Source organism: Methylomonas sp. MK1, assembly GCF_000365425.1.
In the GTDB taxonomy this organism is placed as follows: domain Bacteria; phylum Pseudomonadota; class Gammaproteobacteria; order Methylococcales; family Methylomonadaceae; genus Methylomonas.
This window is the reverse complement of record NZ_AQOV01000001.1, coordinates 2,695,838-2,722,386: the sequence shown is the minus strand read 5'-3', so window position 1 is coordinate 2,722,386 and position 26,549 is coordinate 2,695,838. Positions and strand designations below refer to the sequence as shown.

Genomic DNA, 26,549 nt, shown 5'->3' with positions numbered 1-26,549 from the left:
TTTTACCGGGCACGGCCGATCATGAGCCGGCTCGCACTACCAGATTCAAAGGAGAACTAAACATGCCTTCGCGCCGAGACTTAGCGAACGCCATCCGCGCACTCAGCATGGACGCCGTACAGAAAGCCAACTCCGGGCACCCCGGTGCACCGATGGGGATGGCCGACATCGCAGAAGTATTGTGGAACGATTTTCTGCAACACAACCCCAGCAACCCCAAATGGCCTAACCGCGACCGCTTCATCCTGTCCAACGGCCACGGCTCTATGCTGATTTATTCCTTGCTGCACTTGGCCGGCTACAATTTGCCGATCGAAGAACTGAAACAGTTCCGCCAACTGCACTCGCAAACCCCAGGACACCCTGAATACGGCTACACCGATGGCGTCGAAACCACCACGGGTCCCTTGGGACAAGGCATCACCAATGCCGTGGGTTTTGCCCTGGCAGAACGCACCTTGGCCGGTCAATTCAACCGTCCGGGCCACGACATCGTCGACCACCACACCTACGTCTTCCTGGGTGACGGCTGCTTGATGGAAGGTATCTCCCACGAAGCCTGCTCCCTGGCCGGCTCCATGAAACTGGGCAAACTGATCGCCTTCTACGACGACAACAACATTTCCATCGACGGCGAAGTCCGCGGTCATGGCAACGTCGCCGGCTGGTTCCTGGACGACACGCCCAAACGTTTCGAAGCCTACGGCTGGCACGTCATCCCCAAAGTCGACGGTCACGACGCTGATGCAGTGAAAGCTGCTATCGAAGCGGCGAAGAAAGTCACCGACAAACCGAGCATTATCTGCTGCCAAACCACCATCGGTTTCGGTTCGCCGAACAAACAAGGCAAAGAAGAATGCCACGGTGCAGCCTTAGGTGAAGCCGAAATCGCTCTGACCCGTGAAAACCTGGGTTGGCCTCATGCGCCGTTCGACATTCCTGCCGACATCAAAGCCGGTTGGGATGCTAATGCCAAAGGTGCCCAACTGGAAAGCGCCTGGAACGCCAAATTTGCTGCCTACAAAGCCGCACATCCGGAATTGGCAGCCGAATTCGAACGTCGGGTCATCAAAAATGAACTGCCGGCCGATTGGGCGGCAAAATCCAACGCCTTCATCGCCGCTGTCAACGAAAAAGGCGAAACCATCGCCAGCCGTAAAGCCTCACAAAACACCCTGAACGGCTTTGGCCCCTTGTTGCCCGAACTGCTGGGCGGCTCTGCCGACTTGGCCGGCTCCAACCTGACCCTGTGGTCCGGCTGCAAAGACGTCAACCAACCGGGCTTCGACGGCAACTACGTCTACTACGGTGTGCGTGAATTCGGTATGTCCGCCATCATGAACGGCATCACCCTGCACGGTGGCTTCAAACCCTACGGCGCTACCTTCCTGATGTTCAGTGAATACGCCCGTAACGCCCTGCGCATGGCCGCGTTGATGAAAATTCCGACCATCTTCGTTTACACCCACGACTCTATCGGTCTGGGCGAAGACGGTCCGACTCACCAACCCGTCGAACAAACCGCCACCCTGCGCATGATTCCGAACATGCAGGTCTGGCGCCCTTGCGACGCCGTCGAGTCGGCCGTGTGCTGGAAAGCCGCGATCGAACGTCAAGATGGACCGAGCACCCTGATCTTTTCCCGGCAAAACCTGGCGCACATGGCGCGCAGCCAAGCCCAGATTGACGGCATCAGTAAAGGTGGCTACATCCTGAAAGACAGTGCCGGTACCCCGGATGCCATCATCATTGCCACCGGCTCTGAAGTGGAATTGGCGGTTAAAGCCGCTGAAGCGCTGGAAGCCAAAGGCAAAAACATCCGCGTGGTGTCCTTGCCATCGACCAATGTCTTTGAAGCGCAAGACCAAGCGTACAAAGACAGCGTATTGCCGCCAAGCGTTACCAAGCGCGTGGTAGTAGAAGCGGGAGTAACCGACAGCTGGTGGAAATATGCCGGCAGCGCGGGTAGAGTCGTAGGATTGGACCGTTTCGGCGAATCGGCCCCGGCAGGTCAACTCTTCAAAGAGTTCGGCTTTACCGTGGACAATGTCGTCGCTAATGTGGAAGCTGTGCTTTAATAAGCGCTATGTAAAAGGCCTGCCGGTGACAATGTTGCCGGCAGGCTCGTCTTTAATCAATAGAGTAAGGTGGAATCATGATAAACACGCAATTGATTAAGAAGTTTTTAACGGGCTTGCTGTTAGCCGTATCGGCCGCGGTCAGTGCTCAAGATTATCCTGCTGCGGATTTTCAACCTAAGGTTCTCTACAGAGATCCGGCTATTGCTGAAGTAGCCAAGGCCAGCTCTCCGGTCGCCGCTACCATTAGTTCTAGCGCGCCTTGTGCCGAAACAAAGCATGAGCAGACCTCAGAAATTGACGCCAAGTACCCGGCAGCCAGTTTTCAGCCTAAAGTAGTATTCAGCGCAGCGGGTTCCTAGTATTTTTAGGCTATACCGTGAATTTGATGAACTCGTCGTCTAGACACATAACAATTATTACATTCAGGAGTATTCTCAAATGGCAACAAACAGTTTGATGAATAGCTTATTCGGCTTTTTGTTCGACAATTCGAGCAGTAGTGATAGTCGGTCAGAAGCTTATTCTCGTGTCGACAGCGAAGACGCGCAATTGACCGGTGTAGCCCGTTATCTGCAAAAACTTGAGCCGCCTAAGCCGGAACTGGACGAAAATGGCCAGCCGTTGACCGGGGTGGCTAAATATTTAGCCTTGCAGGCGCAATTGGAAAAAGCCCGGCAAGCCGCCGAAGAGGCGGCTGTCGTGGAGCCGGTTGTCGAGGAAACAATAGAAGAAGAAATTGAAGAAGTTGCCGAAGTAGTAGAAGAGCTTGTTGAAGAAGTGACCGAAAGCGAGCCGGTTGCGACGGGTGTCGATAAATATCTGACTCAACAAGCGGAAAATCCGGTTACTCGAGTTGCCAAATACCTGATCAAGCAGTCGATTTTGTCTAAAGAAGCGCCGGTGACTGGGGTTTCTAAATACATTACCAAAAATGATCGCGAAGACCATGCGGTGACCAATGTCGCTAAATACGTCATTCGGCAAAATATGCAGATCGGTTCGACGCCATTGGTTACAGGCGTTGCCAAATATGTATTGAAGCAAGATGTATTGGCAAAAGAAGCGCCAATAGCAACTGGTGTGAGCAAATACGTCACCAAACAAGCTTTGTTGGCAAAAGATGCGCCATTAGTAACCGGTGTGGCTAAGTATGTCGCTCAACAGGAACGCTTATTGAAAGAGCAAGCGCCTTTAACCGGTGTGGCTAAATTTTTGGCGGAGCAGGCGGCGGCAGATAGAAAAGCGGCCGCTGCGGCTTTGATTGCACGATATGTTGCAGCGGAAGCGCTAGCTCAACAGGAAAAAGCGGAGGCCCAGTTGAATCAAGAACAGAATGCTCAGCAAGAATTGGCCGAGGAATTGGCATTTGAGGGTTCCGCTGTAGAGCGTTACCTTGCCAGGCAGGCGGCGTCTGCTCAGCAAGCGCCAAAGCCAACCGGTGTTGCCAAATATCTGGCGAAACAGTTGCAATTGCAAAGTCAGGCAGAGCCTTTAACCGGTGTCGCCCGTTATCTTGCCAAGCAGGCAATATTGACCAGACAGTTGCCGCCGCCTACTGGTGTCAGCAAGTATTTAGCCAAGCAAATATTAGCGCAAAAACCTGTTGCCGAAGTGAGCTCGGTTAGCCGATATGTCACTAAACATGAGTTGCTGGATAAGGATTCGAAAGAACTCACTGGTGTAGCCAGATATATGTCCAAACAGGATGCATTAGCGAAGGATGCGCCTGGCGTGTCGGGTGTTGCGCGTTACATGGCAAAGCAAGCTTTGCAGTCCAAGGACGAGGTTGTGGCTAGAACGACGGGTGTAGAGAAGTACTTACGTAAACAAGCCTAAAGTCTAGCTGATTAAGCCGGCACTTCCTTTTGGTAGTGCCGGCTTTTTTATGCCAGCTAGTTTTAGTGCGTCGAAGGGCGTCGGCAAGCCAGGGATTTATACGGTTTTACCGAATCTGTATTATTATGACCGCCCACATTCAAATTTTTGCAGGGATCTTGATGTCTCGTTTATTGGGTTTTAGCTTGATGCTGTTTTTACCGATCTTTGCTTTTGCCGCAGGCCCTGATGCCAATGAATTGGCGCCGGTTCCGGAGCCTCCTGATTTGCCGGCTCCGGTTCAGTCCGGGGAAGAGATGGAGCCCGACATTACCATTATTCGTAAAGGCAAAGACACTATCCAGGAGTTTCGCCGCAACGGCAAACTATACATGGTGAAAATCCAGCCCCAGGTAGGGCCTGCCTACTATATGTTGGATACTAACGGTGATGAGCAGATGGATGTGAAGAAAAATGATTTGGACGAAAATACCAATATCAACAAGTGGACTCTGTTCGAATGGGATTTCAACTGATCTTTTGAGCGAAAACAATCTGTCTAATTGAGTTTATGCTGCTGATATGGCCTTTGGGATTACTCGGACACTTTTAGCAGCCAGCCGCCGTCCGCATCGCATTTGCTGACTTTTGCCTTAGCTTTTACCGAGATTCTAACGACGGTGTTTTTCAGGTCGTCAGGCAGTTTACCTTTTACCAAATAGAACGTGTCCTTGTCTTCAATTTGAACTGAGACAGGTTGCTGTTTAATGCTGACGTGAATGTGGCCTGGGCCATTGCTGCCGGAAACCGCGAACGAAAACTCCGAACCCGGTCTGACCGTGGCTAAATGTTCCGGCGTATAGCGGCTAATTTTAGCATTGATGCATCCGCCAGCATCTCCGCCGCTCGCTCCGCCGTGGCCGCCATGGCTCGGTGTGGATTGCGACCAAGCAGAATTGCCAAAACCGATAGTTAGCAATGCTACGGCAAAAAGACGTGCGTGCATGGGTATTCCTCATGTTCTTGTTTTAGGATGGCGGCGATTATATGTTCTAAGTCTGCAAGTTTGAAGCACAAGCTATAAGCGGTCTGATGGTATTGATTTGATCTTTCTGCCGGGATTGGTTTACATTGAGTTACGGTCTGGTTTGCTTTTTACAACAATAAAAATGGGGGAGAAGATGTTATTTCTGGCTAAGTTATGCGGTATTTTGACCTTGGTTTGGTTTTATTTGACGGCTAAAAATCACGGCGGTCCGTTAATTAATTGGTCTGTGATTGGTCTGATAGGGTACTGGCTGACTTGGTGGTTATCCAAGATGCTGATCGTGGTGCCTCTGGCTGGCATGGTAACCAAGCATTCGGTGACTGAATTTTTGCTAACCCAATTACCGGTGTTCGTCGCGCTGGCTGCTTGTTATCTGATCAGAAAAAAATTGATCTCCAGTTTGCCGGCCGCTGGTCAATAAGTGTCTAAAAATGTGCTGATTACCGGTGCGTCAAGACGCATCGGCGCGGCGTGTGTCCGGTTACTGCACGGTGAGGGGTGTAATGTGATTTTGCATTACAACCGCTCCGATGCAGACGCTTTACGTTTAGCCGCCGAGTTGAATGCCTTGCGAGCCGATTCGGCAAGGTTATTAAACGCCGATTTATCGGTATTCAGTAGCATCCAGAAGTTGGCTGAAGAAGCGCTTACTCAATGGGGTGATGTCGATGTCTTGGTGAACAACGCGTCCTTGTTTCAATCCGTGCCCATCGGGCAGGTTACGGAACAGGATTGGGATTTGACAATGGCCAGCAATCTGAAAGCGCCGTTCTTTTTGTCGCAAGCGTTGTGGTCGTCACTAAAAGCTAAACGGGGCTGTATCGTCAATATCGCCGATATTCACGCGGAAACAGGATTGCCGGGCTATCCGGTATACAGTATGGCTAAAGCCGGCTTGGTGGCGATGACGAAGATATTGGCCAGGGAAATGGCGCCGGAAGTTCGCGTTAATGCGGTGGCGCCGGGGGCCATTTTATGGCCGGAACAAGATGTAGCTGACGCGGAGCGGGTGGAAATCTTAAAAAAAATTGCCTTGCAGCGTTGCGGCGAAGCAGACGATATTGCTAAAGCAGTAAGGTTTTTGGTTGGAAACGCCGATTATATTACCGGTCAAGTATTGACTGTGGATGGTGGACGGACTCTGTTTCGGTAAAGGTTTCAGAGCGTTATTTCTCGAGTTTGGTTTGGCGTAAATCGCGTTTGTCGAATTCATGCCACAGATCTTTGTAACAACGCTTGCTTATCGGATGAGTGGCGTTTGGCGCAATTTCCGCCAAAGGTTCCAGCACGAAGGCATAGTGTTCTATTTCATCGCGTGGAATTTGTAGTCTGCCGTCGCTGATAATTTGGTCGCCGTATAAAATCAAGTCCAAATCCAGCGTTCTGGCAGAAAATTTTTGGCTCTCCCTGCTGCGGCCATGGTCCAATTCGATTTGTTTTAGCAATTTGGCGACTTCTTTCGCGGATAATGTCGATTCGAATTGCACGACTAGGTTATGAAAGCTGTCGCCAACAAAGCCCACCGGCTCGCTTTCGAAGATGCTGGAAATTGTCAGTTCTCCGAACAGTTCACGTAGTGTTTCCAGGCTGGAGGGAATGTGGATTTCCTTATCTATATTGCTGCCGATGCTGATAAATCCGGTAGGCATGACTATCTTTCGCCACGTTCGATGATGATGCCGACGTCACGAGCGCGGCTAATGGCGCCTTTTTTGTTTAGGGTGATCTTTACCCACGGAATCGCAAATTCGCTGCGTAAAATTCCGGCAATTTCTTCTATCAGCTTTTCCACCAAATAAAATTCGCTGTGCTCGACAAAGCTGACAACGCGATCCGAAACGGCTTTATAGTCCAGTGTGTGTGCGATGTCGTCGCTGGCGGCGGCTTTTTGGATGTCAAAGCCCATTTCGATGTCCAGGATGATTTTTTGTTTGATCTTCCTTTCCCAGTCGTAAATACCGATTACGGTATCGATTTCAAGCCCGCCTAAAAAGATGATGTCCATCGTTGCTTTCCGGTTATTATATTTCTTGAAGAGGCGGCAGTATCGAGTAAATAGCGCCGCTGTACAAGTATTGACGAGAGGTTGATTAAATGATGGATTGGTTGTTGGTGCCTTTGGCCTACTTAACCGGCTCGGTGTCGAGTGCGATTATCGTATGTAAGATGATGGGTTTGGCGGATCCTCGGGAAAACGGTTCCGGTAATCCGGGGGCAACCAATGTGATGCGTATCGGCGGTAAGAAGGCTGCGGCGATTACCTTGGTGGGTGACGCTTTAAAAGGGCTGCTGCCGGTGTTGTTGGCGAAGGCGTTGGGGGTCGACAGCCTGGTGCTGTCCTTGGTGGTGTTTGCCGCTTTTTTGGGACATCTTTATCCGATTTTTTTTGAATTTAAAGGTGGCAAAGGCGTGGCAACATCGCTGGGTGTGACGCTCGGTGTTGCTTGGCTGCTGGGTTTGGTGGTTGCCGCCACCTGGTTTGTCGTTTACAAAATAGGCAAAATTTCGTCGTTGGCCGCTTTGGTGGCGGCAACATTAACGCCTCTGTATGTTTGGCTGATTGTCGGCGATGTCAATTTGACCACTACCTTCACCATTATTTCTCTGATTTTGCTGTGGCGGCATAAAAGTAATATTCAGCGGCTACTGGCTGGGCAAGAGTCTTGATCAAAGGCTGATTAGCTGCTCCATCGGCCACCGCGGCCGGGCAAAGATTTCCAGATTTTGGGTTTGCCCCGCCATTAATCGTTGGCATCCCGCATAGGCAATCATCGCGCCGTTATCGGTGCAAAATTCCGGGCGGGGAAAGCGTATTTCCACCCTTTCTTTTACGGCCATCTGTTGTAATTGTTTCCGAATTTCGTGGTTGGCGCTCACGCCGCCAGCCACTACCAGTGTTTTCAACTGCGTCTGTTGTAAAGCCCGTTTGCATTTGATGCTTAATGTTTCCGCGACGGCTTGTTGAAATGCAAAAGCGATATCCGCTTTGTCCTGCTCGGTTTGCTCGGTGGCATGCAGGGCGTTCATTGTGAAGGTTTTTAGGCCGCTAAAACTAAATTCCAATCCTGGTCTGTCGGTCATTGGTCTTGGGAATTTAAAGCGGTTTTGGCCGCTGCGCGCTAACTCAGCCAATTTGGGGCCGCCCGGATAGTCCAGGCCTAATAGCTTTGCGGTTTTGTCGAAAGCTTCGCCCGCGGCATCGTCCAGCGATTCCCCGAGTAAGCGGTATTTGCCAATCGCGCGGACTTCGATAAGCAGGGTATGGCCGCCTGAAATGAGTAATGCGACGAACGGGTAGGCGGGCGGATTATCCTCCAGCATCGGTGCTAATAAATGGCCTTCCATATGATGCACGGCAATAGCAGGTATTTGCCAGGTCCAGGCTAAGCTTTGAGCTGTGGCGGCGCCGACTAGTAGCGATCCCATTAGGCCGGGGCCGGCGGTATAGGCAATGCCGTCGATGTCGTTGGCGGTTAATTTGGCTTCTTTTAATAGCGTTTTGATCAGCGGGACCAATTTGCGGATATGGTCTCTTGAGGCTAGCTCAGGAACGACGCCGCCATACTCGGCATGCGTGGCAATTTGGCTGTATAAGGTGTGGGCAATTAAGCCCTTGCTAGCATGGTACACGGCGACTGCCGTTTCGTCGCAAGAGCTTTCTATGCCTAAAACGTACATTAGTTTTTGAATAAAAGAATTTTATGAGTATAATCGGCCGTTTTCGGCGGGCTTGCTATCGCCGATAGCGTCAAAAGATACTAACATAAATCGGATTATTGATAATGCCATCAGTTAAAGTTAAAGAAAACGAACATTTTGACATCGCGATTCGTCGCTTTAAACGTGCGTGCGAAAAAGCCGGTGTTTTGGCTGAAGTACGTCGTCGCGAGTTTTATGAAAAGCCAACCACCGAGCGTAAGCGCAAAGGTGCTGCGGCAGTTAAACGTCATTTGAAAAAGCTGGCACGCGAGCGTTATGCGTTGAAAAACTTACGTCGCGGTCGTCCGCAAATTTAAGGAAGACAATGGATGCGTTAAAAAAACGTATCACGGACGATATGAAAGCCGCGATGAAAAGCGGCGAAAAAGCTAGGTTGGGCGTGATCCGCATGATTTTGGCTGCCATCAAGCAAGTTGAAGTCGACGAGCGTATCGAGTTAAGCGATGAGAGAATCATACTGGTGCTCGACAAAATGCTGAAGCAGCGGCGCGAGTCCATCAAGCAATTCCGAGATGCCAGTCGCAACGATCTGGCGGAAATCGAGGAGGCTGAAGTGTTGGTTATTCAGGATTTTCTTCCGCAACCGCTTAGCGATGCTGAAATCGATGGCATGGTCGCCGATGCTATAGCTGAAGTGGGCGCTACATCGGTAAAAGACATGGGTGGTGTGATGGCTTTGCTTAAGCCGCAAATGCAAGGTAGAGCTGACATGGCGAATGTCAGTGCGAGAATTAAGGCCTGTTTTATCGCTTAATATCTTGTCGGTAACATGTCCGGCAGGATACCTCGTCAATTTATAGATGATCTATTGGTGCGGGTCGATATTGTCGATCTAATCGATTCGCGCGTCCCCCTTAAAAAATCCGGCAGCAATTTTACGGCGCGCTGCCCATTCCACACGGAAAAAACTCCAAGCTTTTCAGTCAATCGCGGTCGGCAGATTTATCACTGTTTCGGTTGCGGCGCCGGCGGTAACGCGATCAGCTTTTTGATGGAATTTAATCATCTGGGCTTTGTCGAGGCGGTCGAAGATTTGGCGGCCTTTGCAGGCGTGGATGTGCCTAGGGATTTGATTGATGGCGAGTCTGGGCTGCCGGATAAAAAAAGTGTGTTGCATATTTACGAGGTTTTGGCGGGGGTTGCCGGGTTTTATGCGGAGCAATTGCGCGGAAATCCGGAAGGTCGGCAAGCTCTAGAGTATATGAAAGCCAGGGGCATTAGTGGTGAGGTAGCGCGAGATTTTTCCCTGGGTTATGCGCCGAATAAATGGGATGCTCTGGTGGCGCGTTTCGGTCAAGCGGAGTTGATCGACGCTGGTATGCTGGTGGTCAGGGATGATGGCAAGGTTTACGACCGCTTTCGGGGGAGATTGATGTTTCCGATTCGAGATAAACGGAAGCGGGTAGTGGGGTTTGGTGGCCGAGTACTGGATGACTCTTTGCCAAAATACCTTAATTCGCCGGAGACTGCGGTTTTTTCTAAAAGTAAGGAGCTTTATGGGCTTTGTGAGCTTTTAGAAAAGAATAGTAAGCCCAGCCGGATATTGGTGGTAGAGGGCTATATGGATGTGATTGCCCTGGCTCAGTTTGGTATTTTCAATGCGGTCGCTGCCCTGGGTACTGCGACGTCGAAAGCGCAAATCGATTTATTGTTCCGATTTACCTCCGAATTGGTGTTTTGTTTCGATGGTGACAATGCCGGTAGGCAGGCGGCCTGGAAGGCTACCGATGCTGCTTTACCTTGTTTGCGTGATGGTAGGCAAATCAAAATAATGCTATTGCCGCAGGGGCAAGATCCGGATTCTCTGTTGCGCGCTGAAAATTTATCCGCGTTTATGGAACGAATTGGTAATGCGCAGGTCTTGTCTGATTACTTTTTCGAGAATATTGTCGGTCAATTGGAATTGACAACCGTTGAGGGGCGGTCTCAGTTGCTGGCTGCGGCAACACCTTTACTGGAAAAGGTCCCTGCCGGGTTTTTTAGGGAAATGATGTTTACCCGTTTGCAGGAGTTGTCGGGTTCCCGAATTGCTGTGGATGTTGTCGAAAATCAGGCTAGACTTAAGTCTAAATTTAATGTTGGCAAAAAAGGCATCTCCTCGCCAAGAATCAGTTTGGCGCGCAAGGTCTTAGGGTTGTTACTTCAACACCCGCATTTTGCAAGTTTGATTGAGCGTGAGGGAGTCGTGCTCGATGATCTGAGTTTTGCCGGGGTCGAGTTATTAAGAGAGGTTTTGCAGCGGATCGCCCTTGAAAAGCCGGAAAATAGCGCCATCTTGTTGGAGTCTTTCCGAGGAACATCCCAGGAAAAAGCTGTAAAAGCTTTAGCTAGTTTAGATCTCGATGTGCCGGTGGGCGGGGAAGAGTCCGAGTTTTGCGGTGCGTTGCAACAACTTTGCAAACAGGCCAAGGAAGCTATGCTAACTCGATTGATCGAGAAGGAGAGTCGAGAAGGCTTAATGATTGAAGAAAAAGAGGTACTGCGGAAGCTTTTAAGGGACAAGGCTTAGGTGACCGCATTAATTTTTGCCGTTATAATTTCCTGTTCTGCGGCGCTTGGTGCTGAAAACGTATTGTGAGTAAAGAATGAATCAAGAACAACAGCAATCCCAACTGAAACAACTGATAGCAAAAGGTAAGGCGCAGGGTTATTTAACTTATGCGGAAGTCAACGACCATTTGCCCAGCGATATTATCGATCCAGAGCAAATCGACGATATTATCGGCATGATTAATGATATGGGGATTCAGGTTTACGAGGTGGCGCCGGATGACGACGACTCACTGATCACCTCTGATGCCGTAGTCACTGCAGATGACGACGAGGAAGTGGCTGAAGTCGCGGCCTTGGCGTCTGTCGATAGCGAGTTCGGCAGAACTACCGATCCCGTGCGCTTATATATGCGCGAAATGGGTTCGGTCGAGTTGTTGACCCGTGAGGAAGAATTAAAGATTGCAAAACGGATTGAAGAAGGGCAGCGCCAAGTAGTAGGTGCTATTGCTCGCTCCGGATTCATCGTAGAGTCTTTTATAGACGCCTTTGATTCCGTTCAGGTTGAAGACTCTGGCGTGCGACTCAACGATTTGGTGTTGGGTTTTGTCGATCTCACTGAGGTTGAGGACATTGACGTCAGCGGCATTGAGATTGAAGAGCCCGCTGAGGATGCAGAAGAAGAGAGCAAAACAGTCGATTATGAAGAGGTTAAGCAAAAAGTCGATTTACTCAGAAAGGCTTTAAAAGCCGCGACAACCTCAGTTAAAAAGCATGGTTACGGCCATGACAAAACCGAAAAACTGTTCGATGCGATAGACGAAATATTTTGCGAGTTTAAATGGACGCCGCAGTATTTGAAAAAAATGGTATCGATTTCTGAAGAGTTGATTTCAGCTATTCGCGAAGAAGAGCGTTTTATACTGGATGTTTGCGTTAAGAAAGCAAAAATGCCGCGTAAGGACTTTATCAACGCTTTTGCGGAGAATGAGGCTAACCTTGAGTGGCTGGATCAGTTTATCGCTGCGAGGCCTAATTTTTCCGAGGTTTTCAGCAGTCACCGCGATAATATTAGGGCTGCACAGCAGCGATTGGCCGATATCGAGTCTCGCTACGGCTTGAGTATTGCGGTCCTGAAAAGTATTTGTCGTAGTATCTCCCTAGGGGAAGCTAAGGCGAGACGCGCTAAAAAGGAAATGATCGAAGCTAATTTGCGTTTGGTTATTTCTATCGCCAAAAAATACACCAATCGCGGCTTGCAGTTTCTGGATTTGATTCAGGAAGGTAACATCGGATTGATGAAGGCGGTCGATAAGTTCGAATATCGGCGCGGCTACAAATTTTCGACTTATGCAACTTGGTGGATTCGTCAGGCGATTACCCGTTCCATAGCTGATCAGGCCAGGACTATTCGGATTCCTGTGCATATGATCGAAACCATTAACAAGCTGAATCGCGTCTCCAGACAGATTCTGCAGGAGCTGGGTCGCGAGGCCACACCGGAAGAGTTGGCCGAACGCATGGAAATGCCGGAAGACAAAATCCGTAAAGTGCTGAAGATTGCCAAAGAGCCGATTTCAATGGAAACACCGATTGGCGACGACGAAGATTCGCATTTGGGTGATTTTATTGAAGATTCCAAGATGCTTTCGCCGGTAGAGTCTGCTACAATCGCCGGTCTTCGCGAGTCTACTCAGAATGTATTGGCCGGCTTGACAGCTAGAGAAGCCAAGGTGCTCCGGATGCGTTTTGGTATCAACATGAACACTGACCATACGTTGGAAGAGGTTGGTAAACAGTTTGACGTGACCCGTGAGCGGATTCGTCAGATCGAAGCGAAAGCGCTGCGGAAATTAAGACATCCTTCCAGATCAGAGCAGTTGAGATGCTTTCTTGACGGCGAGTAAGATGCTTCCATTGTTCGTAGGCTAGATAATTAAGGGCCCTTAGCTCAGTTGGTTAGAGCTTCCGACTCATAATCGGCAGGTCGTAGGTTCAAGTCCTACAGGGCCCACCACAGATACCAGGCCGTTTGCGCGGCCTTTTTTTATATGCGCAAGTTTTCATTTTGGCGAGGGTCTAACCGTGAATAAAAACTATCTTTTTACTTCAGAGTCTGTTTCGGAAGGACATCCGGACAAAGTTGCTGACCAAATTTCCGATGCTGTTGTTGATGCCTTGTTGGCTCAAGACCCGCGTTCCAGGGTAGCCTGCGAAACATTGGTCAAGACCGGCATGGTGGTTTTGGCCGGCGAAATTACCACGAATGCTTGGGTGGATACCGAAGAATTGGTAAGAAAAGTAGTTTGCGAAATTGGTTACGACAACGGCGAAATCGGTTTTGACGGTAATAGCTGCGCGGTATTGAATGCCATTGGTAAACAATCGGCAGATATCGCGATGGGTGTCGATGAATCCGAAGACCACGAACAAGGCGCCGGCGACCAAGGTTTAATGTTTGGTTATGCCAGCAACGAAACCGATGTATTAATGCCGGCCCCAATCACCTACGCGCATCGCTTGGTTGAGAGACAAGCCTTGGTGCGTAAGAATAAAACCCTGACATGGCTACGTCCGGACGCAAAAAGTCAGGTGACTTTCCGTTACGAAAACAACAAACCGGTCGCCATCGATGCAGTTGTTTTGTCTACCCAGCATTCCCCGGAGATCGGTGGCAAACAGCTTGAAGAAGCGGTGATGGATGAAATCATCCTGCCGACTTTGCCGAAAGAGTGGCTGCACAAAGACACCAAGTATTTCATCAATCCTACCGGGCAATTCATCATTGGCGGGCCTGTAGGCGATTGCGGTTTGACCGGTCGTAAAATTATTGTCGATACTTACGGCGGTATGGCGCGCCATGGTGGTGGTGCGTTCTCTGGTAAAGATCCGTCAAAAGTGGATAGATCAGCGGCTTACATGGGGCGGTATGTAGCAAAAAATATCGTTGCCGCTGGCCTGGCAGAGCGTTGCGAAATCCAGGTGTCTTACGCCATTGGCGTCGCTGAGCCTACTTCCATCAGTATCGAAACCTTCGGTACCGGCAAAATCGAGGAAGAACGTTTAGTGCAAATCGTGCGGGAGCATTTCGACTTACGACCAAAAGGTTTGATTGCGCAATTGGATTTGTTAAAACCCATTTATCGCCCAACCGCCTCTTACGGCCATTTCGGTCGCAACGAAGCCAGCTTCAGCTGGGAAAAAACCGACAAAGCCGAAGCATTGAAAGATGCGGCCGGTATTTAACCAGGATCAGGAAAATATTATGAGCCAAGCCGATTACAAAGTTGCCGATTTAGCCCTGGCGGAATGGGGTCGTAAAGAAATTAATATCGCCGAAACCGAAATGCCCGGTTTGATGGCTTTGCGTGCCGAGTTCGGCGCCCAACAGCCGTTAAAAGGCGCGCGTATCGCCGGTTGTCTGCATATGACCATCCAAACTGCGGTATTGATAGAAACGCTGACGGCGTTGGGCGCAGAAGTCCGCTGGTCGTCTTGCAATATTTTCTCTACCCAGGATCATGCCGCTGCTGCGATCGCTGCCGCCGGTATTCCAGTTTTCGCCTGGAAAGGTGAAACCGAGGCCGAAGCTGAATGGTGTATCGAACAAACCATTATCGGCCCTAACGGCTGGCGTCCGAATATGATCTTGGACGACGGTGGTGACCTGACAACCATGATGCACAATAACTTCCCCGAATTGATGGCGGATGTGAAAGGCTTGTCGGAAGAAACCACTACCGGTGTATTGCGCCTGACTGAAATGGTGGCGAAAGGCACCCTTAAAGTACCAGCCTTTAATGTCAACGATTCGGTCACTAAATCCAAATTCGATAACTTGTACGGTTGCCGCGAGTCTTTGGTCGACGGCATCAAACGGGCTACCGATGTGATGGTGGCCGGTAAAATTGCCGTAGTCTGCGGCTATGGTGATGTGGGTAAAGGTTGTGCGCAATCGCTACGCGGTTTGGGTGCCACTGTTTTGATCACCGAGATTGACCCAATCTGTGCTTTGCAAGCGGCAATGGAAGGTTATCGTGTAGTAACAATGGACGAAGCGGCGCCTATTGCCAACATCTTTGTTACGGCTACGGGCAACGTCGGGGTCATTACTCACGATCACATGAAAGCGATGCGTGATCAGGCTATCGTCTGCAATATCGGCCATTTCGATTCGGAAATCGATATTGCGTCCTTACGCCACTACACCTGGGAAAACATCAAGCCGCAGGTCGATCATGTCATCTTCCCTGACGGCAAGCGAATTATCGTGTTGGCAGAAGGTCGTCTGGTGAATTTGGGCTGCGCCACTGGTCATCCTAGCTTCGTAATGTCCAACTCGTTTTGCAACCAAGTATTGGCGCAGATGGAGCTTTGGAGCAATTCGGCTAGCTACGAAAACAAAGTCTATGTACTGCCGAAAAAACTCGACGAAAAAGTCGCGCGTTCGCACTTGGCGCAAATCGGTGTAAAACTGACGGAATTGACGAAAGAACAGGCTGCATATATTAACGTGCCTGTCGAAGGTCCTTACAAACCGGATCATTATCGCTATTAAGGGTTAAGTCAATCCGACAATAAAGGGGCGTAAGCCCCTTTTTTATGCAAGCTATGAATAATCAAACTATCGTTCAGCGCGACCTCGCCGTACTCTGGCACCCCTGCAGCCAAATGAAGGACCACGATCCTCGGGCCTCTGCGCCAGATGGGTTGCCGCTGATTCCGATCAAATCGGGCCAAGGCGTCTGGCTGCACGATTTCGATGGTAACCGCTATCTGGATGCGATCAGCTCCTGGTGGGTCAACCTATTCGGTCATGCCAATCCCATTATTAATCAGGCGCTTAAAGAGCAGCTTGAAACACTTGAGCATGTAATCCTCGGTGGGTTTACCCATGAAGCTGCGCTAATGCTGGCGGAAAAGCTGGTGGAAATCACGCCACCAGGTTTGGATAAATGTTTTTATGCGGACAACGGTTCTTCAGCAGTAGAAATCGCGTTAAAGATGAGTTTTCACTATTGGCGCAATCTCGGACAAACTCAAAAAACTAAATTCATCACGCTGGAAAACAGCTATCACGGCGAAACCCTGGGGGCTTTGGCGGTTGGTAACGTGGCTTTATACAAGGAAATCTATGCGCCATTGTTGATGGATGTGATTACCGTAGCTGGCCCGGATTGTTACTATCGCGCAGACGGCGAAAGTTGGGAGGCGTATTCTATCCGCCGTTTCGCCATCATGGAGCAAGCTTTGGCGCAACATGCTGCCGAGGTTTGCGCTGTGATTGTCGAACCGTTGGTGCAATGTGCAGGCAGTATGCGCATGTATCATCCGGTGTATTTGAAAATGCTGCGTGAGGCTTGCGATAAATACCACGTGCACTTTATCGCTGACGAAATCGCCGTGGGCTTTGGTCGCACCGGTACCTTGTTTGCTTGTGAGCAAGCGGCCATCAGCCCGGATTTTATCTGCCTATCCAAAGGCCTGACCGGCGGCTATTTACCCTTGTCTGCGGTATTGACCAGCAATCAGGTCTATCAAGCCTTTTACGACGACTATCAAAATCTAACCGCGTTTTTACACTCGCATAGCTATACCGGCAATGCATTGGGATGTCGGGCGGCATTGGCGACGCTGGGGATATTTGAACAGCAAAATGTGATAGCTAACAATCGGTATTTGGCGGGGCTAATGACCAAAGCGGTAGAGCGATTTAACGAGCATCCCAACGTTGCGGAAGTTCGGCAAACTGGCATGATCGTCGCTATAGAATTGGTTAAAAATAAGCAAACCCGGGAAGCCTATCCTTGGCAACAGCGGCGCGGTTTAAAAGTTTATCGCTATGCTTTGAGTCGTGGCGTGTTGTTGCGGCCGCTAGGGAATGTGATTTATTTCATGCCGCCTTATGTCATTAACGAGCAGGAGATACAACTGATGGCAGATGTCGCTTGGCAGGGCATCCAACTGGCGGTACAGGACTAATGCGGGTTTCTCGTTTATATGTTGTCGCACCGCTAAATGTTGGCGGGCGCATTGAACTGGATGAAGACGCGGCCCATTATGTGCGCAGTGTCCTGCGTTTAAAGCAGGACCAGAGCATCGTATTGTTCAACGGGGAAGGCGGCGAATACCTGTGCCGTTTCAGCGAAGTCAGCCGTAAGACTGTTCGCGTCGAAATCGAGCAGTTCGTTGAGCGTAATGTCGAATCCCCTCTGGCGATCAATCTGGGTTTGGGCATTTCTCGCGGTGATCGGATGGACTGGGCGGTACAAAAAGCCGTTGAACTAGGTGTGACGCAATTGACACCCTTGGTAACCGAGCGTTGCGTGATCAAATTCAACGACGATAAAAAACAGCAACGTCTCCTACATTGGCAGCATATTGTCCAGCACGCGGCCGAACAATCCGGAAGAACTTACTGTCCGTCAATTGGCGAGATTGTGAATTTAGGCGATTGGGTGAGCGGGCAGCAAGGATTAAGCGTGTTTCTCGATCCCTATGCCGAGCAATCCCTTGCGGACCTGAAACCGGAAAACTCCCGTGTTACCTTGCTCTCCGGACCCGAAGGCGGCTTTAGCGAGCAAGAACGACAAATTGCCAAGGCAGCAGGATTCGTGCCGGTTCGAATGGGTGCCCGGATATTGCGTACCGAGACCGCGGTGTTATCGGCATTGACCGCTGTGCAAACCTTGTGGGGAGATTTTCGTTGATCCGCTGGTTTGTCTATGCATTGGTGCCGTTGCTTATATTGGTCATTGCTGCCACGATTGCGAGCATGCTGGGGTACGGTTTGCTGTGGCTTGCCGGCGATATTTTGCCGTTGGCAAAAGCCATCAGCAAAATTACGCTGGCGCTGTTACTGCTGAGTATTTTTCCGTTAAAGAACTACCTGCAATTGAGTTGGGCAGACTTCGGATTCGCGCCCAAAACGATATTTTTCAAACAAATGGGGCAGGGTCTGGCGTTGGGCTTATTGACCTTACTGCCGGTGCTATTGACGCTGTATTGGCTGGATGTTCATGTCTGGGACGATACCCGGCATTGGACAGTGGGCAAAATAGCGGAAAAAATCGGATTGGGTTTGTTTTTTGCGATGCTGATTGCGCTCGGCGAAGAAATGTTATTTCGCGGCCTGCTGTTGGGTGCTTTAGGCAGGAAAATGTCAATTATGGCTGCCGTGACCGTCAGCTCAATCTATTATGCGGCGCTACATTTTTTAAAAAGTCAGTCGCAACTGGTTTACGCCGATTTAACGCCGGGCAGCGGTTTAAAATTAATCGCCGAAGCCTTTGCCAACTGGTTGAATCCGCTGATACTCAGCGCCTTGCTGGCTTTATTTGTCGTTGGGGTGTTTTTAGCAATCCTTAGAAGCCGGGTGCCGCAAAGTCTGGGCCTATGTATCGGTTGTCATGCTGCTTGGGTGTGGCAAATTAAGGTGAGCAGAGATTTGTTCAACGTCAATTTGCAAGCCAATTCGCTATTTTTGGTCAACACCTATTACGACGGCGTGGTGGGCCCTTTGGTCAGTAGCTGGTTGGTATTGGCGTTAATCATTTATGGAGTGTGGTTTCAGTGGCAAGCTAAAGCCGCACGCGGCGATTAGACCAAAACGCGATACCAACTTGAAAAAATGATTGCCAGATACCATGGTGTTTTGCAATATTTCTACCCATCATTTCCAGTGCATCATAAGAGGACATATTTATGCGCAGAGTCAGACCGAATACTTCCGTTCTTCTCTTCACTTTACTGGTCGCCGGTTGTGCAAGCGAGCCTGCGGCCCCAACAAAGCAGGCAGACAAAATTCTGTCCGGTGAACAAATGTTGCGGGATAGTCAGGGCATTGCGCAGTTGGGTAGCCGTTGGCAGGAAGGTAAGCAAATGGTCGAACGCGGACAAGTGATGCAACGTGAGGGTCAGATAAAGATCGACGAAGGCCGCAATCTGGTTGAGGAAGGCCAAAAAATCATGCGTGAAAGTGAGGAAGGTTATAAAAACATAAAACAGTAGGCAACCCGAATGCAGTAGCCGGATGCTTTTTGTAAAGTTTAGCGATGATAGAGTTTTTCAGTCCGGTGGCTGCCAGCGTTTAAGTGCTTTTGCTACCGGATTGATGCGGTTAGGCCGCGTTGCTGTCTTGAACCTTTGGGTTTTGCGGGACTAAGGTTAAGACGGGTTGGGATATTTTAGTGCTTGAGTTATGGATATCCCTGCATTCCAGCTGCGTGTTGTAGCAAAAAGCACATAGCGAAGTATTTGGCAAAAATTGCAATTCGTCTGGCGGAATTTCATCCCCGCACCTTGAGCAAAAGCTTAACTGCGTTGCCTTTGGTTTCATGTTTCCCCCTCTTTCTCGTGAAAATCGCTGCTGAGGATAAACGGAATATTTGTTGCCTTCTGTTGGAACGCCGGCATTTTTCAACACTCCGCGGTTAGGGCAATGTGATAAAGTCCAAAGTTCCTGAACTAACACCGGGAGACCGGCGCTAATCGGTGATTGCGACATAGTGCAAATATGCGAAATATCTAATGCGATTATCCAAGCAGTGACGATTCCGTAGCAAGCTTTTTTCGTTGTCGGGCGCAAGAATCTAAAAAATATGCTACTCCAAGTGCTTTAGGGGGATTATGCGTCGAAGTGTGTTGCTATGACAGGTGAGATGAATCAGGTGGGCTGCATTGAGGCCGCGCAGGGGCCGGTGGTCGATGTGCGTTGCGAATATCTACCGCCAATCGGTCAGGCGCTTGATGTGGTGAACGGTGCGGGCCGCTATGTGCTGGTCGTGTTTCAGCATCTGGAGCCTACGCTGATTCGGGCGATTGCTTTGCATTCGGTCTCGGGGTTATTTCGCGGCATGCCGGTGTTCGACCGTGGCGATGCTCTCAATGTGCCGGTCGATCCCAGTTGTTTGGGGCGGATGCTGAATGTGTTCGGCGATCCGCTCGATGGCGGCCAGCCTTTACCGGGTGGCGTTTTCCGCAATATACTCTCTGCTCCCCCCTTACTATCCGATACGTTGCCGGCCTCGCAAATCTTGGAAACCGGCATCAAAGTCATCGATCTGCTTTGTCCGTTTGTGCGCGGCGGCAAAACCGGCTTGTTTGGCGGCGCTGGTGTTGGCAAGACCGTGCTGATGATGGAGTTCATGCATGCGGTCAGCGTGGCGATGCAAGGCGTATCGGTTTACGCCGGTGTCGGCGAACGCATGCGTGAAGGCCACGAACTCTGGCATGAAATGGCCGATGCCGGCGTATTACCCAAAGCACTGCTGGTCTACGGGCAAATGGACGAATCGCCCGGCGTGCGCTTTCATGTGGGTTACACCGCCTTGGCGTATGCCGAATATTTGCGCGATACGCTGGATACCGAAGTACTGTTTCTGATGGACAATATTTTTCGCTTCGTCCAGGCCGGTAGTGAAATTTCCGGTTTGCTGGGACGGATGCCTGCCACGGTCGGTTATCAACCGACCTTGCTGACCGAGGTCGCGTCGCTGGAAGAACGTATCGTCTCTACCAAATCCGGCTCCATTACCTCGGTGCAGGCCGTTTATGTGCCGGCCGATGACATGTCCGACCCCGCAGTTTCTACCATCCTTGGCCATCTGGATAGTGTGGTGATCCTGTCTCGGCAACAGGCCGCCAAAGGCATTTATCCGGCCATAGACCCCTTGCGATCCAGTAGCCGAATCATGGATCACCATATCCTGGGCGACCGACACTATCAGGTGGCCCGTGCCGTGCGCGAGCATTTATCGCGCTATCGGGAATTGGAAGATATTATCGCCATGCTCGGTATCGAAGAGCTCTCGCAGGAAGACCGGCGTATCGTCGAACGGGCGCGCCGCTTACAGCGTTACTTAACTCAGCCTTTTACCACCGTAGCCGACCATACCGGCATGCCGGGCGTACGCGTGCCGCTGGCGCAAACCATCGCCGATTGCGAAGCATTTATGGACGGCAAATATGACCAGCTCAGCGAAGCCGATTGCTATATGAAAGGCGCAATGTCGGCATGAACGGTTTTGCGTTAACTTTGTTGGATAGTCGTGGCGCTGAGCATTTCGATACCGTCACCCAGTTTATCGGCGCCGATGCCGACGGCAGTTTCGGGATTTTGGCCGGACATATTCACTGCGTGGCCTTGCTGAGATACGGGCTGGCCCGTTTCAGCGATCAAGCCGGTGTCTGGCGCTATTTGGCTTTGCCCAGCGGTGTGCTGCGCTTTGCCGACAATCAACTTACTGTGACTACGGTGCGCTATTTTCTCGGCAAAGACCGCGATGCCATCTGCGAACGACTCGCGGCGGAAATGGCCCAGGCCGATTCAGAAGTACATACCGCACGGGCGACGCTGTCGGAAATTGAACATTCTTTGGTGCGGCGCCTAGCCGAACTAAGTAGTCGTGGATCAGCGGGAATATAGCCATGAGTTTTCGCAACAAATTAATCGAACACACCCGCCGTGATCTGCGCCGCCTGGAAGAAAAAACGCGACGTCCAGCGACTTGGGTAGGCATGTTGTTTTATGGCGGCACGCTGGGTTTGCTGTTTGTGGTGCCTATCGTCGCTGGTGCGTATTTGGGACGGTGGTTGGATACTTTGGCTGTCGGTTATTCGGTACGCTGGACGGTCAGTTTGATTGTGTTGGGTATTGTGGTTGGTGCCTATAACGTTTTTCGATTTTTGCAGGAAAAAAGCTGATTTTTTTCGGATTTATTCTTCACGAAAATTCGAAATGAGCGCTATTATTTGTTGAAAATACACGAGGAATATTTTACGACTCTTCGGCGTAGCAAACTTTACATCGATCAATGTTGCATCCAATACCCAGACCAAAATGAAACCACCCTTGCTGCGTTTAACTCTTCCCTTATTAGCCTTGTTGTTACTCAATGCTTGCACCAGCAGTTCGCCGGTAAAGCGAGATAAAATGGTTTCGGTTAGGCCGAATATCGCTCAACAACGACCGGCTTATCAATCGCAACCGACCCCATATAAACCAGCGTTTTATACGGGGACTTTCCCAAAACCCGCAGCGTTAGAGCCGGCGGTGGATTTCTGGCGAAAAACCTATGCGGTCTGGCAACGTTCCGAAGTGGCTTTTCACGATGATCGTTATCTGGATGTCGTCTACGAAGTGATGACCTTGCCGGGCTATGTCGGGGAAGGCCTGACATCAGAGCAAAAAGACATCATCAGCCAGCGGCGCGAATACTGGAAAGCGCAACTGGCCGAATTGGAAAGTAAAGTGCGTTACGGTGCGGCGTTGAACGCCAACGACAGGCAATTGATAGCCAAACTGGAAAGTAACGGCAGATCACTTAACAGCGTATTGCCTGGCCTTAGCGACAGACTGCGTTCGCAGCGCGGCACGCGTGAGCGCTTTAAGCGCGGATTGGAGATCAGCGGCCGCTATGATTTGCAGTTTAGAAAAACCTTCCGCGATGCCGGCTTGCCGGAAGACTTGGCTTATCTGCCGCACGTAGAATCCTCGTTTCAACCGTCCGCAAAATCCTCCGCCGGTGCGGTCGGCATGTGGCAGTTTACCAAAGCCGCCGCCAAAACCTTCATGCCCGGTGGCGATCGCGTCGATCAACGTTACGATCCTTTCGTCTCCGCCAACGGCGCGGCCCGTTACCTGAGTTACGCTTACGGTAAGCTTGGCGACTGGCCGGCGGCTGTGACTTCATACAACCACGGCATCGGCGGGATGAAGCGTGCACAAAACCAAGTCGGCAGCGATTTCGTGCGTATCGTAGACTCTTATGACGGTCCCGCCTTCGGTTTTGCTTCCCGCAACTACTATGCGCAATTCCTGGCCGCCCGCGAAATTGCTTCCAACCCCGAACAGTTTTTCCGGGAAGGCGTCCGCTACGAAAGTCCGTTGGCTCCTGGTCAATACCTGGCTGTCGAATAAATTAATCTTGGTGCTCCGGCCGTTTTCCGGGCGGAGCGCAAATGTCCTCTCCAAGAGTGCTATCGTAAGAGTCAAATGTAGCTTGGGCAGAGCAGAGCGCAGCCCAAGAAAATCAAAATGTTGGGTATCTAGGCTGGCTTTCGGCTATGCCCTTACGTTTATCGAGGTGCGGACATGAACAACTCAGAATCTGTCGCCAACACTGTTTTTCAACTCGGCCCACTGGCGATCAGTAACACAGTAGTCACTACTTGGGGGGTGATGCTGGGCTTTGTGCTGTTAACCCTGTTGCTGCGCTTCAGTCGTCAGCCATCCTCATTGCGAAATTTCCTCGAAGCGGTGGTCGTGGCCATAGAAGGCGCGATTGCCGAAGTGTTACCGGCGGTGTCGGTGCGGCGGGTGCTGCCGTTCGTGGCAAGCTTATGGCTGTTTGTACTGGTCGCCAATCTGGTGGGTTTAATTCCGGAACTACATGCGCCCACCCGCGACTTGTCCGCCACCGCCGCTTTGGCGGTGCTGGTGTTCGGTTCCACGCACTGGTTCGGGATTCGAGATCGCGGCTGGCGGCAGCATTTTCGCCATTACGCTGAGCCCAGCATCATCCTGTTACCGTTCCACATCATCAGCGAATTTACTCGCACGCTGGCCTTGGCTATCCGCCTATTCGGCAACATCATGAGCCTGGAAATGGCGGCCTTGCTGGTGCTGTTGATTGCCGGTTTCCTGGTGCCGGTGCCCTTGTTGATGCTGCACGTGATCGAAGCTGTGGTGCAGGCCTATATCTTTGGTATGCTGGCGCTGATTTACATCGCCGGTGCGTTGGAACCTAGCGAATCCGATCCATCCGCCATTCCCGAGGAATAGCCATGAACGACATCCATTTATTCAGCATGATTTCCACCGGCGTGGCCGGTCTGGTGATCGCCCTCGGGACGATGCTGCCGGCCCTGGCAATGGGCAAGGCTATCGCCGCCGCTTTGGAAGCCCTGGCGCGTCAGCCGGAAGCCGAAAAAACCATCACCCGTACGTTGTTCATTGGTTTGGCGATGATCGAGTCGTTGGCGATATATTGTTTGGTGGTGGCCCTGATCGTGTTGTTTAGAAACCCGTTATTGGAATATTTTTTAAAATAACCCACGTCAGATTACATAGAGCGGTCCATTCGGTTACTTGGACTCTTTGCTCAGCCATTCGGCGAATTTGTCGAAAATAAACTTACTGCCGCGCATGGAAAGATGGTCGTCGTCGTAAAAATAAGACATGTCATCGTGCATGCCGCCGCAAGTCGATTCATCGCATAAATATTCGTAGGCGGGAAAAATCTTAATCCGCTTATGCGTGGAGGCATCGATAGCATCGACAGCTCTTCTGTAGTTTATATTCCGCTCTTCAAAAGACTTTCTGGAGACATCGCACTCGGGCAGGGCTCTTTCGGTAATGCGCAGAGGGCGCTCGTCCACACAGTTTTTAGCACTTACCCCAATCTCCGGTACGTCTTCAATAAAAACCACCGATTTGCCCAGCTTTAAAATCTCATTGATGGTTGCGACATAGCCGGAAATAAATTGATTGTAATTTTCCGCCAATACATCATCCGGGCTTTTAATAATCCGATAGACGTTTTTCGTTTCGGTATTGCCGAACCCTGAACCTTCGATGTACATCGCGCCTCTGGTCGCAAACACCACGCGCTGAATTGAAGGGAATTCCTTCAGCAGCTTCAGCACGATAGGCACGACTATCCGGCATCTGGTCGATTTTTCTGCAAATTCTTCCGTGGGATTAATGCTCACCAGATCGATAAACGGCAGGCAGCCATTGACGGCTACCAATGCCAGATCGTTCGAGCCTTTGGTAATCGAATCGTAGACAAATTGCGCAGCATGACTATCGCCGACCACCAGCGTTTTTGGCGTGGCCGTGGTAAAGCGACACATCAAATAATTGTAACTGGCCCCTCCCAATACCCCCTTACAGCGCTCATCGACCCAGTCCTCCGGTGTGTTGTAGAGTACTGTGCCGTTCACATCGGCATACATCTTGGTTTTGGTTTGCGCATCGGCTTTACGAAACTCCAGGCCATCCCGAGAATATGAAGCGTAGCCGACATAGCCGATACCGAGCATCAACAGCAGCAGTACCGCCGTCTTGGCTCTGCTGTGACTACCCAAACGTATCGGTTTTTCCACCAGTCTGTAGGTCAGCCAAGCCAATACCACGGCCAGCAACACTGCAATGGCGCGGATATTCATACTGGGCACTTCGGTCTCGATGATTTGCGCAAAAGATAGGAGGGGCCAGTGCCACAAATACAATGGAAAACTGATCAAGCCGAACCATACCGCTAGCGGGTGGGATAAGACGATGCGATTAACCCAGGCATTGGGTCCGGCCGATATGATCATGACCGCAGCCAACATCGGTATCACCGCCCAACGGCCAGGGAAATTGAAATCTTTATTGATGATGAAAAAGCCGAAGGCCAGCAGCAATATGCCCAGAATAGACAGCGCGTTGGCCAGCGTCTTGCCGTCGGCGGCGTGAGAGTGTCGATAAACCGCGCAAGCCAGCCAACCGTCGAGCTTCAGTTTGATAGAAGAGAACGAATCCTTCTTGTAGAGTGTCATCCAAGCCAGCAAACTACCGCATAACAGCTCCCAAAACCGGGTTTGCGGAGAATAAAACGTCGCGACAGGATGGGCGATGACGCCTGTGATATTCAGGCCGAAAGAGACGATGGCAATCAGAACCGTAATGGTCAGTAGATTGAAATTCCGCTCCCAGGCAAACCAAAGCAACAAGGGCCAGACGATGTAAAACTGTTCCTCAATGCCCAAACTCCACAAATGCAGCAGCGGTTTAGTCTCGCCGGAGTTGTCGAAATAGCCGGCCTCGCTCCACAGCACAATGTTGGAAACGAATCCCGCGCCGGCGGCAATATGCTTGCTCAACTGCTTGTACTCGTCGGCAAACAGCGCGAACCAGCCGAAGACATAACACGCAACTAAGACCAGAATCAGTGCCGGGAAGATCCGCTTAACGCGGCGGGCATAAAATTCGGTGAAGCTGAATGTACCCTTTTCCAGGTTTTGAAAAATGATGGTGGAGATGAGATAACCTGAAATCACAAAGAAGATGTCTACACCTATAAATCCCCCTTGCAAGCTCTTGGGAAAGGCGTGAAAGGCGATAACCGAGAGAACGGCAATGGCTCTCAAGCCGTCAATATCGGGCCGATACTTGGGGTGTGACAGATGTTCTTGCAAAGAGGTCATAGGGTAACGAAATGCTGAGTTGGTTCGGGCTTCCCGTCTTATTTGCCCTGGCTTAGGTGGTCGGGCAGGCTCGAATCCGGAAAGTCGGGCGGTATTCTAAGCCGTAAGTATTCGAGCCTCAAGACGTGCCTAAATGGCAAGCTACGCGGGCTAAATTTTCAGACATCAAAGCCATTGCGGGGTTTAAGATAGCGGAGAAA

Annotated in this window: 29 protein-coding genes and 1 tRNA gene; 24 read left to right on the top strand and 6 right to left on the bottom strand. The window is 50.7% G+C overall.

Annotation, left to right across the window (positions count from 1 at the left end; genetic code table 11):
• The first annotated feature begins 62 nt into the window (after nucleotides 1–62).
• The 4 genes from tkt (at nucleotide 63) to G006_RS0112925 (ending at nucleotide 4,432) form a co-directional block, all read left to right on the top strand.
• Entirely contained in the window at nucleotides 63–2,078 is a 2,016-nt protein-coding gene (gene tkt / locus G006_RS0112940; RefSeq protein ID WP_020483622.1) for a transketolase, read from the top strand.
• 77 nt (nucleotides 2,079–2,155) lie between these two features.
• Nucleotides 2,156–2,440 (top strand): hypothetical protein, encoded by a 285-nt coding sequence (locus tag G006_RS0112935; protein WP_020483621.1) that lies wholly within the window; start codon nucleotides 2,156–2,158, stop codon nucleotides 2,438–2,440.
• Nucleotides 2,441–2,519: 79 nt separating this feature from the next.
• Nucleotides 2,520–3,917 (top strand): hypothetical protein, encoded by a 1,398-nt coding sequence (locus G006_RS0112930; RefSeq protein ID WP_020483620.1) that lies wholly within the window; start codon nucleotides 2,520–2,522, stop codon nucleotides 3,915–3,917.
• Between the two features lie 125 nt (nucleotides 3,918–4,042).
• Nucleotides 4,043–4,432, top strand: a complete 390-nt coding sequence (locus tag G006_RS0112925) for a DUF2782 domain-containing protein (protein ID WP_020483619.1) — start codon at nucleotides 4,043–4,045, stop codon at nucleotides 4,430–4,432.
• 59 nt (nucleotides 4,433–4,491) lie between these two features.
• Here the strand turns inward: G006_RS0112925 and G006_RS0112920 are convergent, their stop codons facing one another.
• On the bottom strand, nucleotides 4,492–4,902 hold the full coding sequence (locus G006_RS0112920; protein ID WP_020483618.1) for a hypothetical protein: 411 nt from the start codon (nucleotides 4,900–4,902) through the stop codon (nucleotides 4,492–4,494).
• Nucleotides 4,903–5,077: 175 nt separating this feature from the next.
• Between G006_RS0112920 and G006_RS0112915 the strand changes: the two genes are divergently transcribed.
• Both G006_RS0112915 and G006_RS0112910 read left to right on the top strand, forming a co-directional pair.
• On the top strand, nucleotides 5,078–5,365 hold the full coding sequence (locus tag G006_RS0112915) for a hypothetical protein (protein ID WP_020483617.1): 288 nt from the start codon (nucleotides 5,078–5,080) through the stop codon (nucleotides 5,363–5,365).
• Nucleotides 5,366–6,097, top strand: coding sequence for a pteridine reductase (locus G006_RS0112910; protein WP_026147030.1), 732 nt, complete (start codon nucleotides 5,366–5,368; stop codon nucleotides 6,095–6,097).
• Nucleotides 6,098–6,110: 13 nt separating this feature from the next.
• Here G006_RS0112910 and folK read toward each other — a convergent pair whose 3' ends face one another.
• Nucleotides 6,111–6,593: a 2-amino-4-hydroxy-6-hydroxymethyldihydropteridine diphosphokinase gene (gene folK / locus G006_RS0112905; RefSeq protein ID WP_020483615.1), complete on the bottom strand. Its 483-nt coding sequence runs from the start codon at nucleotides 6,591–6,593 to the stop codon at nucleotides 6,111–6,113.
• 2 nt (nucleotides 6,594–6,595) lie between these two features.
• On the bottom strand, nucleotides 6,596–6,949 hold the full coding sequence (gene folB, locus G006_RS0112900) for a dihydroneopterin aldolase (protein WP_020483614.1): 354 nt from the start codon (nucleotides 6,947–6,949) through the stop codon (nucleotides 6,596–6,598).
• An 89-nt stretch (nucleotides 6,950–7,038) separates the two neighbouring features.
• Between folB and plsY the strand changes: the two genes are divergently transcribed.
• Nucleotides 7,039–7,611, top strand: a complete 573-nt coding sequence (gene plsY, locus G006_RS0112895) for a glycerol-3-phosphate 1-O-acyltransferase PlsY (RefSeq protein ID WP_020483613.1) — start codon at nucleotides 7,039–7,041, stop codon at nucleotides 7,609–7,611.
• Here plsY and tsaD read toward each other — a convergent pair whose 3' ends face one another.
• Nucleotides 7,612–8,622, bottom strand: coding sequence for a tRNA (adenosine(37)-N6)-threonylcarbamoyltransferase complex transferase subunit TsaD (tsaD, locus tag G006_RS0112890; RefSeq protein WP_020483612.1), 1,011 nt, complete (start codon nucleotides 8,620–8,622; stop codon nucleotides 7,612–7,614). It lies immediately after the preceding gene.
• 104 nt (nucleotides 8,623–8,726) lie between these two features.
• Between tsaD and rpsU the strand changes: the two genes are divergently transcribed.
• The 11 genes from rpsU to G006_RS0112835 all read left to right on the top strand — a co-directional run bounded on the left by rpsU (nucleotide 8,727) and on the right by G006_RS0112835 (nucleotide 19,164).
• Complete coding sequence (rpsU, locus tag G006_RS0112885) at nucleotides 8,727–8,960, top strand: 30S ribosomal protein S21 (RefSeq protein WP_020483611.1); 234 nt, start codon at nucleotides 8,727–8,729, stop codon at nucleotides 8,958–8,960.
• A gap of 8 nt (nucleotides 8,961–8,968) precedes the next feature.
• The gene (locus tag G006_RS0112880; RefSeq protein ID WP_020483610.1) at nucleotides 8,969–9,418 is read left to right on the top strand and encodes a GatB/YqeY domain-containing protein; all 450 of its coding nucleotides are present in this window, start codon (nucleotides 8,969–8,971) and stop codon (nucleotides 9,416–9,418) included.
• A 15-nt stretch (nucleotides 9,419–9,433) separates the two neighbouring features.
• Entirely contained in the window at nucleotides 9,434–11,173 is a 1,740-nt protein-coding gene (gene dnaG / locus G006_RS0112875; protein WP_020483609.1) for a DNA primase, read from the top strand.
• Between the two features lie 76 nt (nucleotides 11,174–11,249).
• Nucleotides 11,250–13,061 carry an RNA polymerase sigma factor RpoD gene (gene rpoD, locus G006_RS0112870; RefSeq protein ID WP_020483608.1) on the top strand — a complete coding sequence of 604 codons (1,812 nt, stop codon included), beginning with the start codon at nucleotides 11,250–11,252 and terminating at the stop codon, nucleotides 13,059–13,061.
• 33 nt (nucleotides 13,062–13,094) lie between these two features.
• A tRNA-Ile gene (locus G006_RS0112865) sits at nucleotides 13,095–13,171 on the top strand.
• A 68-nt stretch (nucleotides 13,172–13,239) separates the two neighbouring features.
• Nucleotides 13,240–14,400, top strand: a complete 1,161-nt coding sequence (gene metK / locus G006_RS0112860; protein WP_026147029.1) for a methionine adenosyltransferase — start codon at nucleotides 13,240–13,242, stop codon at nucleotides 14,398–14,400.
• Nucleotides 14,401–14,419: 19 nt separating this feature from the next.
• Nucleotides 14,420–15,712, top strand: coding sequence for an adenosylhomocysteinase (gene ahcY, locus G006_RS0112855; protein ID WP_026147028.1), 1,293 nt, complete (start codon nucleotides 14,420–14,422; stop codon nucleotides 15,710–15,712).
• A gap of 53 nt (nucleotides 15,713–15,765) precedes the next feature.
• On the top strand, nucleotides 15,766–17,136 hold the full coding sequence (locus tag G006_RS0112850; protein WP_026147027.1) for an adenosylmethionine--8-amino-7-oxononanoate transaminase: 1,371 nt from the start codon (nucleotides 15,766–15,768) through the stop codon (nucleotides 17,134–17,136).
• Nucleotides 17,136–17,864, top strand: coding sequence for a 16S rRNA (uracil(1498)-N(3))-methyltransferase (locus tag G006_RS0112845; RefSeq protein WP_020483605.1), 729 nt, complete (start codon nucleotides 17,136–17,138; stop codon nucleotides 17,862–17,864). The genes G006_RS0112850 and G006_RS0112845 overlap by 1 nt, the downstream gene beginning before the upstream one ends.
• The gene (locus tag G006_RS0112840; RefSeq protein WP_020483604.1) at nucleotides 17,861–18,757 is read left to right on the top strand and encodes a CPBP family intramembrane glutamic endopeptidase; all 897 of its coding nucleotides are present in this window, start codon (nucleotides 17,861–17,863) and stop codon (nucleotides 18,755–18,757) included. Before G006_RS0112845 ends, G006_RS0112840 begins: the two co-directional genes overlap by 4 nt.
• Nucleotides 18,758–18,858: 101 nt before the next feature.
• Entirely contained in the window at nucleotides 18,859–19,164 is a 306-nt protein-coding gene (locus tag G006_RS0112835) for a hypothetical protein (protein WP_020483603.1), read from the top strand.
• Between the two features lie 109 nt (nucleotides 19,165–19,273).
• Here the strand turns inward: G006_RS0112835 and G006_RS29540 are convergent, their stop codons facing one another.
• The gene (locus G006_RS29540; RefSeq protein WP_442785763.1) at nucleotides 19,274–19,492 is read right to left on the bottom strand and encodes a TraR/DksA C4-type zinc finger protein; all 219 of its coding nucleotides are present in this window, start codon (nucleotides 19,490–19,492) and stop codon (nucleotides 19,274–19,276) included.
• A 322-nt stretch (nucleotides 19,493–19,814) separates the two neighbouring features.
• Between G006_RS29540 and atpD the strand changes: the two genes are divergently transcribed.
• From atpD to G006_RS0112805, 6 genes are all read left to right on the top strand, one after another.
• A complete protein-coding gene (gene atpD, locus G006_RS0112830) occupies nucleotides 19,815–21,173 on the top strand; it encodes a F0F1 ATP synthase subunit beta (protein ID WP_020483602.1) in 1,359 nt (452 codons plus the stop codon).
• Nucleotides 21,170–21,580: a F0F1 ATP synthase subunit epsilon gene (locus G006_RS0112825; protein WP_020483601.1), complete on the top strand. Its 411-nt coding sequence runs from the start codon at nucleotides 21,170–21,172 to the stop codon at nucleotides 21,578–21,580. Before atpD ends, G006_RS0112825 begins: the two co-directional genes overlap by 4 nt.
• A 2-nt stretch (nucleotides 21,581–21,582) precedes the next feature.
• Complete coding sequence (locus tag G006_RS0112820) at nucleotides 21,583–21,858, top strand: AtpZ/AtpI family protein (protein WP_020483600.1); 276 nt, start codon at nucleotides 21,583–21,585, stop codon at nucleotides 21,856–21,858.
• Between the two features lie 136 nt (nucleotides 21,859–21,994).
• A complete protein-coding gene (locus G006_RS0112815) occupies nucleotides 21,995–23,074 on the top strand; it encodes a lytic transglycosylase domain-containing protein (protein WP_026147026.1) in 1,080 nt (359 codons plus the stop codon).
• A 174-nt stretch (nucleotides 23,075–23,248) separates the two neighbouring features.
• Nucleotides 23,249–23,938, top strand: a complete 690-nt coding sequence (locus G006_RS0112810) for a F0F1 ATP synthase subunit A (RefSeq protein WP_033193929.1) — start codon at nucleotides 23,249–23,251, stop codon at nucleotides 23,936–23,938.
• Nucleotides 23,939–23,940: 2 nt separating this feature from the next.
• On the top strand, nucleotides 23,941–24,207 hold the full coding sequence (locus G006_RS0112805) for a F0F1 ATP synthase subunit C (protein WP_020483596.1): 267 nt from the start codon (nucleotides 23,941–23,943) through the stop codon (nucleotides 24,205–24,207).
• Nucleotides 24,208–24,240: 33 nt separating this feature from the next.
• Here the strand turns inward: G006_RS0112805 and G006_RS0112800 are convergent, their stop codons facing one another.
• A complete protein-coding gene (locus tag G006_RS0112800; protein WP_020483595.1) occupies nucleotides 24,241–26,349 on the bottom strand; it encodes an acyltransferase family protein in 2,109 nt (702 codons plus the stop codon).
• Nucleotides 26,350–26,549 lie beyond the last annotated feature (200 nt).